Source organism: Lactiplantibacillus dongliensis (assembly GCF_005405105.1).
Lineage (GTDB): Bacteria > Bacillota > Bacilli > Lactobacillales > Lactobacillaceae > Lactiplantibacillus > Lactiplantibacillus dongliensis.
Map to the genome: position 1 here is coordinate 19,813 of NZ_BJDK01000025.1, position 11,705 is coordinate 31,517.

9 protein-coding genes, 1 pseudogene and 1 riboswitch are annotated in these 11,705 nt (G+C 46.6%); of the genes and pseudogenes, 6 read left to right on the plus strand and 4 right to left on the minus strand.

The window, feature by feature from the left end:
- Positions 1 to 197 precede the first annotated feature (197 nt).
- Together FFM80_RS10090 and FFM80_RS10095 are read right to left on the minus strand one after the other, a co-directional pair.
- Entirely contained in the window at positions 198 to 1,124 is a 927-nt protein-coding gene (locus tag FFM80_RS10090) for an AEC family transporter (protein ID WP_137640676.1), read from the minus strand.
- A 102-nt stretch (positions 1,125 to 1,226) separates the two neighbouring features.
- Entirely contained in the window at positions 1,227 to 1,907 is a 681-nt protein-coding gene (locus tag FFM80_RS10095; protein ID WP_137640677.1) for a YczE/YyaS/YitT family protein, read from the minus strand.
- Between the two features lie 109 nt (positions 1,908 to 2,016).
- Between FFM80_RS10095 and FFM80_RS10100 the strand changes: the two genes are divergently transcribed.
- Together FFM80_RS10100 and FFM80_RS10105 are read left to right on the plus strand one after the other, a co-directional pair.
- Complete coding sequence (locus FFM80_RS10100; RefSeq protein WP_137640678.1) at positions 2,017 to 2,658, plus strand: methyltransferase family protein; 642 nt, start codon at positions 2,017 to 2,019, stop codon at positions 2,656 to 2,658.
- Between the two features lie 186 nt (positions 2,659 to 2,844).
- The gene (locus tag FFM80_RS10105; protein ID WP_137640679.1) at positions 2,845 to 4,023 is read left to right on the plus strand and encodes a cation:proton antiporter; all 1,179 of its coding nucleotides are present in this window, start codon (positions 2,845 to 2,847) and stop codon (positions 4,021 to 4,023) included.
- Between the two features lie 49 nt (positions 4,024 to 4,072).
- Here FFM80_RS10105 and FFM80_RS10110 read toward each other — a convergent pair whose 3' ends face one another.
- The gene (locus FFM80_RS10110; protein WP_137640680.1) at positions 4,073 to 4,600 is read right to left on the minus strand and encodes a dihydrofolate reductase family protein; all 528 of its coding nucleotides are present in this window, start codon (positions 4,598 to 4,600) and stop codon (positions 4,073 to 4,075) included.
- A 151-nt stretch (positions 4,601 to 4,751) separates the two neighbouring features.
- Between FFM80_RS10110 and FFM80_RS10115 the strand changes: the two are divergent.
- A pseudogene (locus FFM80_RS10115) lies at positions 4,752 to 5,942 on the plus strand (ATP-binding protein).
- A 42-nt stretch (positions 5,943 to 5,984) separates the two neighbouring features.
- On the opposite strand, the gene FFM80_RS10120 reads toward FFM80_RS10115, so the two are convergent.
- Entirely contained in the window at positions 5,985 to 8,756 is a 2,772-nt protein-coding gene (locus FFM80_RS10120) for a cation-translocating P-type ATPase (protein ID WP_137640681.1), read from the minus strand.
- A 399-nt stretch (positions 8,757 to 9,155) separates the two neighbouring features.
- Positions 9,156 to 9,200, plus strand: a riboswitch (PreQ1 riboswitch).
- Positions 9,201 to 9,223: 23 nt separating this feature from the next.
- Here FFM80_RS10120 and FFM80_RS10125 point away from each other — a divergent pair.
- The 3 genes from FFM80_RS10125 (at position 9,224) to FFM80_RS10135 (ending at position 11,625) form a co-directional block, all read left to right on the plus strand.
- Positions 9,224 to 10,213, plus strand: coding sequence for a nucleoside hydrolase (locus tag FFM80_RS10125; RefSeq protein ID WP_137640682.1), 990 nt, complete (start codon positions 9,224 to 9,226; stop codon positions 10,211 to 10,213).
- A complete protein-coding gene (locus tag FFM80_RS10130; RefSeq protein ID WP_137640683.1) occupies positions 10,210 to 10,758 on the plus strand; it encodes an ECF transporter S component in 549 nt (182 codons plus the stop codon). The genes FFM80_RS10125 and FFM80_RS10130 overlap by 4 nt, the downstream gene beginning before the upstream one ends.
- A gap of 105 nt (positions 10,759 to 10,863) precedes the next feature.
- The gene (locus FFM80_RS10135; RefSeq protein ID WP_137640684.1) at positions 10,864 to 11,625 is read left to right on the plus strand and encodes a MerR family transcriptional regulator; all 762 of its coding nucleotides are present in this window, start codon (positions 10,864 to 10,866) and stop codon (positions 11,623 to 11,625) included.
- Positions 11,626 to 11,705 lie beyond the last annotated feature (80 nt).

Below are 11,705 nucleotides of genomic sequence, written 5' to 3' on the forward strand. Positions count from 1 at the left end.
CAAGTAATTATCCTCCAAAAAGGCTAAATTTAATCTTTAATTGCCTAATATAAACGACTATGATGGTTATAATTTTTATAATAGTTAAATCAAATCGGCAATTACCAACTTACTATGGCAGCAGAGTCACAAAAAAAGTTCTTGCAGCATCAGTTGATGGCAAGAACTTTTTAGAGTTACATCCAGTAATTATTGAATTAGTGTAGATTAACCAAGGCAAAGACCAGCGGAATCGTCACAACGCTGAGAATTGTTGAAATACTCATCAACGCGACAGCTGGCGCAGGGTGACCGTGGACTTTTAAGGTGAAGAGCACGACAATCCCTGCGACCGGACAAGCAGCCATTAGGACCGTGGTATATAACGGAATCCCGGTGATTCCCATGAATTCTAAGACGACAATGGCCAGATAAGGAAATAAAAGATTGCGTAATAACAAGACCCACCAGAGCCGCTTGTCGAAAGTCTCACGATTGAAGGTCACGTCGGCGAGACTGTTTCCAATCACAATCATCGATAACGGTGTATTGATTGAACTGACGTAAGTGACCGCGTTGTTAGCAATCGTCGGTAAGTGTAGCGAAGCCATAAATAAAATAAGGCCCACAATAATAGCAATGATGTTGGGATTTAAAGCGATTTGCTTGATATTTTCACGGCGATTGCCCTGACTACCGGTAAAGAGGGTGATCCCGTGAGTCCAACTGAAAATGTTAAATGCAGCCAGTGAGGCAACGGCAAAGAAGACGCCGGTTGAGCCAAATAAGGCGCTAGTTAGCGGAATACCCATAAAGCCAGCGTTGGAGTAGACGGAACCATACCGCATAATGCGCTGTAAGTTGGGGTCGTTAACATGTTTAAAGGCCAGCTGGGTAATGACAATCATGAGGCCATAAATGATGACAATCCCTAAACTCACCCGGCCGAGCATTTGAAGCCGATTAGCCGAAAAGGTCTGTTCGAAGGCCTTGATAATCAGACAGGGTGAGACGACGTACAATAAAATATTTGTCAGATCCGTTGACGTCTGTCCGTGCATAAAGCCGAGTTTATTAATCATTAAGCCGACTAGCATTAGGATAAACATCAAGATAATTTGACTGGTTAGTTGTGCAAGATTCATCAGCATCGATCCCATCATTTAGCGTTATGTTCATTATCAGAGCTGAGTTAGCGGCCTGTCAACGGTTGTTTTTAATGTAACCGGTTTACTGGCAAAATTAATTTAACTGGCATGGTGGCTGACTTTGGGAACGTCAACGTGATGTTTCAAGCTCGGAAAAACATGTGTATCGGACCAGCCCATGATTGCGCCTTGAGCTAGCAGGGCAAACAGGGTGCCAATCCCGATAGCGCGCAGTTGCCCGGTAGCAATAAAGGCCAGGATGGTGATGATCACTGGCGGTAGGTAACTGGTCCATTGAGCGATAATGGCTGACCCATGCAGGAACCGAAAACGAAGAATGTACGATAGATCGTCGTTGGGGTGTTGAATCAGGTTACACCGTTGGTAGATTGAGACGGCTGCCGCCACGGTTAGTAAGCCTAGCAAGTTGATGACTAAGCGCACCGCTAACGGTAAGTGACCGATCCCCAGCCAAGTCCAGAAGTAACCGATAAATTCAACGAGGTAACTGAATGGCAGAATATAGAGCAAATTGGAAATGAAGCGCCGGCGGTCGAAGTGACCGAGCATCAGCTGATTAAGGATAGTTACCACAATCCCGTACAGTAATAAGGTGGTTCCCAGCGGAATATGAATCCAGTTAGCCAGATTGACACTGGAGCCGGTCCAGACGGCACTGCCAAGATTAGTCGCAATCGTAAGCGCATTACCGGCTGAGTTGAGTAGAATCGAGAAGACTAAAAACCAAAAACGTTGGCGAAAATCAACTAAGTGGGTCACAGTCATCGTCCTTTCGTGAATTGAGTGGCATGAATCTATTATAGGCTTTACTAGTGGCCGGTTAAACCGTGCTATACTGAAATTATGAAGTGTAGGGGAGGTTATGGCGATGTTTGGGATTCATCGAGCGACGCTGGGCGCCAAGTTATTTATTCTGAGTATGCAGGTCCTTTATCTCGTGATTGCGGGATATTGGTTGATGGTGACGCCGCTGAATTCGTGGGCGCGGGGCTTAATGGTGCTCGCTTTACTGGTCGTTTTCGGACGTCTAACGGGCATGATGTTTATTTGGTTACCGCGAGGAATTGGTTGGACCGAGGCAATCGGGAATAGCCTGGCTTTTGCGTTGTATTATTTAGGCTTTCCAGCGTTACTAATCTGGCAGATCACTCCGCGCTGGGGGATGGTAGTGATTGGTAGTGGCTGCTTTATCATCGGGAGTGTGGTGAATACCACTGCGGAACTGTTACGCAAGCCGTTTAAAGCCAATCCGAAAAATCGTGGTCGGCTCTACACTGGCGGATTGTTCCACTATGCGATCCATATCAATTATTTTGGCGATGTTTTATGGGTCTTAGGTATGGCGTTAATGACAAGTAATTGGTGGGCGTTATTGATTCCGCTAGGATTGTTAGCCATGTTTGTGCTGACCTATATTCCGCAAGCCGATGCCTATCTGGCTAAGCGATATGGCGCTGACTTTCAACACTACCAAGCGACGACTAAGGAACTGATTCCGTGGATCTGGTAGTGCGGTGGGATGAACGAGTAAAGCTTGGGCACGGCCTAATAGGGGCGGTTGCTGCCGATGATTATGAAAATATGCTATACTAGTTACACAGATTATGAACATTCGGTTGAAGGACACTTCAAGAATTCGGACTGCTTTTGGGTTGGGCGGTCGAGTTTTTGCGGTGTCCTTTTTTAGGAGGAAATTTTGGGTTATATAGGCACGTTGAGTTTGATTTTGATTGTAACGGCTGTGGCTGGTCATCTAAGCGTTCGGATGGGCTTACCAGCAGTGATTGGTCAGCTCTTGAGCGGAATCGTACTGGGACCGGCATTGCTCGGTTGGGTACATGCGACGACTTTTATTGGTGATTTCGCCGAGCTTGGTGTGATTATTTTGATGTTTATGGCCGGGTTAGAAAGTGATTTAAAATTATTGAAAAAGTATTGGCGACCAAGTTTATTTGTCGCGGTCTTAGGCGTGATCTTACCGGTCGGCGTGATTGACTGGTGTAGTCAGCTTTTTCATCTAAATAACATTGAAAGCTTGTTTTTAGGCGTGACATTTGCGGCAACTTCGGTTTCGATTTCAGTGGCGGTATTAAAGGAATTGAACGCGTTAGACGGTAAGGAAGGAACCACGATTCTGGGTGCTGCGGTGGTTGATGATGTGTTGGCCGTGCTGATCCTTAGCTTGATGGTCAGTATCTTCGGCGGTGAAGTGGGTGGCAACAGCCAACCGACTAATCTGGGGCTCTCGTTGGCGATTCAAGTGGCCTTCTTTGCGGCCCTCTTTCCGGTGGTCAAGTGGATTGTACCCCGGTTGATGAAGATTGGTGATGGGTTATTGATTCCAACGTCGGTGACATTAATGTCATTGGTCATTTGTTTTGGCTTGGCTTATCTGGCTGATTTTATCGGTTTGAGTGCGGTAATCGGGGCCTTCTTCGCGGGGATTGCGGTGGGGCAGACGGATTATCATCAAGTGATCGATGAGCATATTCAGCCGATTGGGAATGCCGTGTTTATTCCGGTCTTTTTCGTTAGTATCGGCTTGAACATGTCATTTGACGGCTTTCTGAGTGATTTCTGGTTTATTGTAGTTATCACCGTGGCCGCGATTGTGACGAAGCTGTTAGGTGCCGGGATTGGCGCCAAGTTAGCTGGTTTCAGTTGGACAAGCGGCTATGAGATTGGGGCGGGGATGGTCTCGCGTGGTGAAATGGCGTTGATCATTGCTCAGATTGGGTATCAAGGCAAGCTGTTATCCGCTGACCGGTATTCGGCCGTCATTACGGCGATTATCTTAACCACGTTGATTGCGCCGCTATTACTACGGCAATCGATCCAACATCAAAGTAAGTTGGCTGATAGTAACGGCCATTAAAAATAACCAGTTCGCTAGTGATTAACTAGTGAGCTGGTTATTTTGGGGTTTAGCGTTGATAATGAACTTCGGCTAATTGGCCGTAATGGTTAGTTGCGACCAATTCGAAACGACGACTATAGTCGACCGCTGTGAAGAGAGAAATCCCATCGCCTAATAAGACTGGGGCAATTTGGATATATAAATCATCGATTAAATCGGCGGTCAATAGAGGCATTAAGACGCCGGCACCGCCGACAATCCAGATGTTTTGACCAGGTTCGCTTTTTAATTGAGCCACTAAGGTTGAGACTTCGACGTTCGTAAATGTCGTATGTTCGGTCCCGGCTTCGGGCTGTGAGGTCATCACGATATTTTTAGTGAGTGGATTATACGGATTAATCAGCTGGTCAGTGGTTTGTTCCATCGTATATTCGTACGTGTGCCGCCCCATAATGGCGGTATCGACTTGTTGCATAAACTCAGCGGTGGGTGCTTGATCGGCACCGCCAGTTTGGAACAACCAATCAAGGCGATTATCTTTGGTGGCCAAATAGCCATCAATCGACATTGCACCATAAAATTGAACTTTGCGCATAAATTGGGCACCTACTTTAAATTTTGTAATCTTATTGTAACATGTTTGCCGTGGCCGACGCTGAGAAAATTCTGAGGAAAATTGACCTCAACTATTTGTTTGTCGATTCTAAAATGGAACTATACTTCCAAAAGTGATTGGGGCTGAAGAGATGATTTCACGACCAACTTATTTAAATAAATTAATCCAGTTAAAGGATACAGATCTGATTAAGATTATTACCGGTGTTCGTCGTTCCGGAAAATCGGTCTTGCTTAAGCTGTACAGAGATTATTTGCTCCAGCAAGGTATTTCGGCGCAACAACTGATCTATTTTAATTTTGAAACTTTTGATTTGTTAGCTGTCCGTAGTGAGCAACAGTTAATCGACTTGTTAAAGCCATTGCTACATGCAGATCAGCATCAATACATCATGCTTGATGAGATTCAAATGGTCACAGGGTGGCAACGCGTTGTGAACGGTCTGCATGCTAGTTACGATTGTGACATTGTTGTGACTGGTTCAAATGCTAAGATGCTATCTGGTGAGTTGGCAACTTTGCTAAGTGGGCGCTATGTTGAGATTCCTATCTATCCATTTTCGTTCAAAGAGTTTCTGGCAGCCAAAGATATTGCTGAAGATAGTCGTAATCTGGATGCAGCTTTTGAAGAATATGAACGTTATGGTGGCTTTCCAGCTGTTGTCTTAGCTGATGAACTTGTTAAAGATGATATGTTGTCTGGTATTTATGATACGATCGTTTTGAATGAGGTGTTCATGCGCGCTAACATTCGTGACAGTGAATCATTACAAGCACTGGTCGGCTTTTTGGCTGATGATATTGGTCAGTTAGTACGGCCAGCTAAGTTAGCTAATACTCTAAAAAGTGAAGGTATCAGTACTAGTAATCATACAATTGAACGTTATTTAACGTTATTGGCGGATGCATTTTTATTTTATCGTGCCCGCCAATACGATTTACGTGGTCGTGGTTATTTACGAACGGCTGGAAAGTATTTCATGGTTGATGCTGGTCTAAGACGCAATGCGGTTGGTCGGCGCCCAGGTAATTATGGTGGTCAATTAGAAACTATTGTTTATCTAGAATTACGGCGGCGCGGCTATACCGTCGATGTTTGAAAGATGGATGCCGTTGAAGTTGATTTTGTGGCGCGGCGAGTTGATGAGTTGTTGTATGTTCAAGTGACCTATGAATTACCTAAGAATTCCCACGAAACCGATAATTTAGTAAATATTAAAGATAACTATGCAAAGTTACTAATTACGCAACGTTATTATCCCAATGTAAAATCGATTGATGGCATTCCAGTCATGAATATTGTTGATTGGTTATTAGCCTAACAAAAAGATGCTGATCATGGCGATCAGCATCTTTTTTAACAATCAATGATTCAGTTGACGAACGATCGCTTTACGACCTTCTTCAATCAGAACTAACGGAATCGGAATACTCAACAGTAGTAGCCAATCACGCCCCATGATGGCTGTAGTATTGAATAAGCCTTGCAGGACGGGAATATACATCAAAGCCGCTAATAAGCCAACTTCAAAAATAATTCCCCACCAAACATGATGGTTACTGAAGAGCCCAACGCTAAAGACTGAGTTGACTTTTGTCCGGCAGTTGATAGCTGCCGCAATTTGGCAGAAGACGATGGCCGCTAGTGTCATGGTGGTGGCCATAATGTAGGTATCACCACTGCCAGCTAATGCGACGTTTGGCCAACCATGCAGCCAGTTAACGAAGAAGTAGGCGACGGTTGAGAGTATTGACGCAATCAAGCCATACCAACCAAAGGCTTTCCAAATAATCGCTTTGTTCAACAGGTGGGCATTGCGTGCCCGCGGTGGTTGATCCATCACACCAGGTTCACTTTTTTCGGCACCTAAACCCAGTGCGGGTAACATATCGGTTCCGAGATCAACCGTTAGAATCTGCATCACGGTTAACGGTAGCGGAATCAGGCCGCGTGAGAATAAGAAGAGGACGGATGGCACGGCTTCCGGCACGTTACTGTTCAAGATATAGAGCAGGAACTTCTGCAAGTTGCTATAAACGGTTCGGCCTTCTTCAATCGCAGCCACGATTGAGGCAAAGTTATCGTCGGTGAGAATCATATCTGCGGCGTCTTTTGCCACGTCAGTCCCAGTGACCCCCATGGCAATCCCAATATCAGCTTGCTTCAAGGCCGGCGCATCGTTAACGCCATCACCAGTTGAGGCCACGATTTCGCCATTGTGCTGATTGGCTTGTACGATCCGGTACTTCTGTTCAGGCGCCACGCGGGCAAAAATCACTTCGCCTTTAACTGCGGCTTGTAAGTCGGTAGCGCTCATCGCGGCAAGTTCGTCACCGGTAATGACACGAGCTTGGTCGCTAGTAATGCCAATCTTAGTCGCGACACTTTTGGCCGTTAACGGACTGTCACCGGTGACCATAATAATGCGAATGTTGGCCCGATGACACTTAGCAACGGCGTCATAAATCTCAGGCCGAGGCGGATCAGCCATGACGGTTAAGCCAACAAACGTTAAGTGTTGTTCAGTATTTTCAATCGTACAGTCAGCCGGATCACTTGGTAAGCCCGCTTGCCCATCAAACGCGCGGGTCGCAATCGCCATTGAACGGAGGCCTTCACCGGCATAGTGCTGGTTAGCAGCGTTGATACGCTGGATATCAGCATCGGTTAGTGGTCGGCGTTGGCCGTGTTCCAAGATGGTGTCACTAATGGCTAAGATGCCGTCGAGGGCACCTTTGACATAAATGACCGGTTGCCCAGCTGGTTGCGTGTGAATGGTGGTCATCCGTTTACGATCAGAGTCAAATGGCAATTCTTGAACGCGTGGATAACGGTCAGCCAGTTGTTTCAAATCCAGGCCGGACTTTTGCGCTAAAATCAGGTGCGCCGCTTCGGTCGGAGTCCCCATAATTTTAGGCTTGGCTTGCGGGGTCTTGCCGGGTTGAATTTCGGTGTCATTATCAAGGGCGGCAACTCGCAGTAGCAAGGCTAAGTCAGGTGCGGTAGTTAGGTCGACAGGCTGTTGCTGGTAGAGCAGCTGGCCGTTGTTCACATAGCCTTGACCACTGACTTTATAGATCTGATCAGGCAACCAGACGTGGTTGATCGTCATTTGGTTCTGGGTTAACGTCCCAGTCTTATCAGAACAAATGACGGTCGTTTCGCCTAGTGTTTCGACACTGCTGAGTTCCTTTACCAAGGCGTGTTTTTTGGACATCCGGGTGACACCTTGCGCTAACGACAACGTTACCGTTGGCAGTAGGCCTTCTGGAATAAAGGCTACAATCATCCCTAGTGCGAAGACAAAGGATTTAGCGACCGGATAGTGGACGAAGAAGATGGCGGCGATGAAGAAAATAACGCCGATTAAGATGGCAATCAGTGAAATCTGTCGCGTCAACCGATCTAGTTCGGCTGTCAGTGGCGAGACGGTGTTTTTTTGATGTTGGGTTAAAGTCGCAATCTGACCGAATTCCGTTTGCATCCCAGTCTGTAAGGCAACGGCGGTGGCCGTCCCATTGACTGCCACCGTGCCAGCGTAGACGACATTACTTTCAGCAAATTTGCCGTCGCCTTTCGCGTAAGCGGCGCGTTTATCGACGGCCAGCGATTCCCCAGTGAGGGCGGATTCGTCGACTTGTAAGGCGGTGGCTTGCATGATCCGGGCATCGGCCGAAATACTGTTACCGGCTTGAATCGTGAAGACGTCGCCAGGGACTAGGTCGGTAGCATTGATCTGCGTGGTGGCCCCGTCACGAATAACGTGGGTATAAGTCGGTAGCATTTCTTTCAACGAATCGGTTGCTTTTTGGGCGGCATGTTCTTGCCAGAAGCTGAAACAGCCATTAATGAGGTTAACCGCCCAAATGGCAATCCCCAGTTCGATCATACCAGTGAACATCGCAATGAAGCCGCTGACCCATAGTAGCAGGGCCATCAAGCTCGTGAAATTTTTAAGAAACGCTTTCAATTGTGAACGTGACTTGGTTTGTTGAATCGTGTTCGGGCCGACTTTTGTCAGTAAGGCGGCCGCTTGTTGACTGCTGAGACCGTGTTGGCTCGTCTGCAGTTGTTGATAGAATTGATCCGTAGGTAGTTTCGCCAGCGCATCAGTTGTTAGTCTTGATTTATCCATCCTAAATCACCCCTAGATTCAAACTGTGCTAAGCAGTGAATACTGGCTTTATCAGCGAGTTAGACATTGTTCGGTACAGACATAGAATAGTCTTTTTGGCGTTAAATTACTACGGCTAGTGCGAGTTAAATTTACGGTGTGCCACGGTTGGCGGCTAAAATGCTGGCACGCCAAGGTCAGTTTTGAAGCGCAATTGGGGTCTTTAAAACTGACCTTAGCCCAAATGCAACCAGCGTGGCTAATTAAGTCAACTAGCCACTTATTAGTGAACCGGACCGGGCAGGATTATTTAACGGGATGGGTGGCGCATTTCGTCAGCAAATAAGCCCTGTTTTACCGGCCATTTTACGGTATACTTAAACTTGCATTTATAACATTAGTCAGTCGGATTGGTCCGTTGACTGCCTGGTTCGTAAACTTCCCAGGATAAAAAACCAAGAACTTCATGTTAATCGGAGGTAGGAGAAATGAATGCAAGTCGCAATGTAATTATCGACTGCGATCCCGGCATCGATGATAGTTTGGCGCTACTATTAGCGCTGAAGTCCCCAGAGTTAAACGTGATTGGGATTACCACGGTCTGTGGGAATGTTCCCACACATATTGGCGCTGAAAACGCGTTAAAAGTGTTGGCTTTGGCGGATCGGTTAGATATCCCGGTTTATACTGGTGCTAATCGGCCGCTAGCGGTCCCTTATACCAGTGCCCAGGATACGCACGGCACGGATGGTCTCGGTAATAGTCACTTACCAGCCGTCACTAACGTGCATGCGATGCAAGATGCGGTGGCGTTTATTGAACGCACGTTAAGTGAAGATCCAACGGTGACGGTGATTGCTCTTGGTCCGTTGACCAATATCGCGCAAGTCTTACAACGCGATGCGGCGTTGTTTGATCAAGTCGATCAATTTATCTTAATGGGTGGCAATTATAAGAGTCATGGCAATTGTTCACCGGTCGCCGAATATAATTTTTGGTGTGATCCGGATGCCGCAAAAGCGGTCTTTGATTTAATGCCGGTACCCATTAAGATGGTCGGTTTGGATGTGACGCGCAAGATTGTCTTGACGCCGAGTTTACTTGAATACATTAAAGCGATTAATCCTGCGATGGGTGGCTTTATTGAAAAGATCACGCGTTTTTACTTTGATTTTCATTGGGAATACGAGCGGGTTATCGGTTGTGTGATCAATGATCCGTTGGCCGTAGCGGTGGTGATTAATCCGGCGATTTTAGCTGGATTCGATGCTTATACAACGGTCGTGGCGACTGATGATGTCGCTCGCGGGCAATCGATGGTCGATGACCATGATTTCTGGCACCGGCCGAAGAATAGTCAAGTGATGACGCAAGTGGATGTAGTTGCTTTCTGGCGGCTATTTTTAACCCGGGTTGCGGGCGCGACAGAACCAGATTTGACGACCGTCTTAACGCAATTATTAACGGTGGGCGCATGAAAAAAATAAAAACGCGCACGCTGACACTATTAGCGCTATGTATTGCGCTGAATTTTGTCGGCAGTAATATTGCCTTGATGTTAAAACTACCGATCTATTTAGATTCGATTGGGACGGTGTTAGCGGCGGCTGTTTTTGGGCCATTATGTGGGATGCTCGTCGGGGGTGCCACTAGTCTGCTAGTGGCGACGACCGATCTCTATTCGCTATTCTTCATGCCAATCCAGCTGGTCATTGGACTAGTGGCCGGCTTGATGTATCGGCGGATCAAACCCGCGAGTTTTCGGCAGAATTGGTGGCTGGCGTTGGTCATTTCGTTACCAGGCACGCTACTGAGTACGCTGATTACGGTGTTGTTATTCCATGGGATTACGTCATCTGGGTCCAGTATGCTGGTGCAAGTCTTACTGGGAACCGGGATGAACAAGGCGTTAGCGGTGTTTTTGATTCAAGTTGGCACCGACTATCTGGATCGGTTCTTAACCGTCTATGTGGTTGCGTTAGTTTATCGGGTCCTGCGCTACAAATTACCGCAAGCAAATTAATGAATGGGGACGTACATGTCAAAATGTACGTCTTTTTTTAAATTTTGCTTGACCCTGACGCGACGTCAGCCTTTAGACTAAGGGTGTTGAAAGGAATGAGAGACAATGGCTTATCAAATTAAACAGTTGGCGCAACTAGCTGGCGTGAGTGCCCGAACGTTGCGTTATTATGATGAAATCGGCTTGCTGCCACCAGCTTATCTTGGCGACAATGGTTACCGGTATTATGAAACGGTGCAAGTTAATCGGTTGCAGCAGATTTGCTTGTATCGCAGTCTACAAGTACCGCTAGCGGATATTCCAGCATTATTGGATCAACCGGCATCAGCTGTGGTGACAGCGTTGGAACAGCAATATCAAAAGCTATTGCAACAACGCCAGCAATTGGATACCCTATTGACACTCGTTCAGACTACGATTAAGACCCAACGAGGAGGCGTCGAGATGACGGATCAAGACAAGTTTACTGCTTTCAAACAGGCTAAATTAGCTGAAAATGAAGCGAATTATGGTGACGAGTTACGTGATAAGTATGATGAACAGACGTTAACACAAGCCAACCATCAATTTGCGAAGCTGAGTGCCGCGGATTATGCCGCGATGCAAGCCACGGAACAGCAATTAATTGCGGATTTAAAGGTGGTTTTGGCGAGTGGTGATGTGACAACAACCACCGCCCAACGAGTATATCGCAATCATAAAAAATGGCTGAGTTACACCTGGCCTAAGTATACGGCTGCCATGCATCGCAACTTAGCGTTAATGTACCAAGCCGATGAGCGGTTCCAAGCTTATTATGATGAGCGTGCTGGACAAGGTGCGAGTGCTGCTTTATGCGCCATTATTGAGCATTTTGCACAAGATTAGGTTACTGAACTTTTTGGTTTAAAGTGATCAGCGTTGATTCATAAAGTCAAACAAAAAAATGACCGTCAGGCAAATTTTGC

Coding starts and splice junctions, on each gene's coding strand:
- FFM80_RS10090 (WP_137640676.1), bottom strand. CDS start 1,124: ATGAATCTTGCACAACTAACCAGTCAAATTATCTTGATGTTTATCCTA.
- FFM80_RS10100 (WP_137640678.1), top strand. CDS start 2,017: ATGTTTGGGATTCATCGAGCGACGCTGGGCGCCAAGTTATTTATTCTG.
- FFM80_RS10110 (WP_137640680.1), bottom strand. CDS start 4,600: ATGCGCAAAGTTCAATTTTATGGTGCAATGTCGATTGATGGCTATTTG.
- FFM80_RS10120 (WP_137640681.1), bottom strand. CDS start 8,756: ATGGATAAATCAAGACTAACAACTGATGCGCTGGCGAAACTACCTACG.
- FFM80_RS10125 (WP_137640682.1), top strand. CDS start 9,224: ATGAATGCAAGTCGCAATGTAATTATCGACTGCGATCCCGGCATCGAT.
- FFM80_RS10130 (WP_137640683.1), top strand. CDS start 10,210: ATGAAAAAAATAAAAACGCGCACGCTGACACTATTAGCGCTATGTATT.
- FFM80_RS10135 (WP_137640684.1), top strand. CDS start 10,864: ATGGCTTATCAAATTAAACAGTTGGCGCAACTAGCTGGCGTGAGTGCC.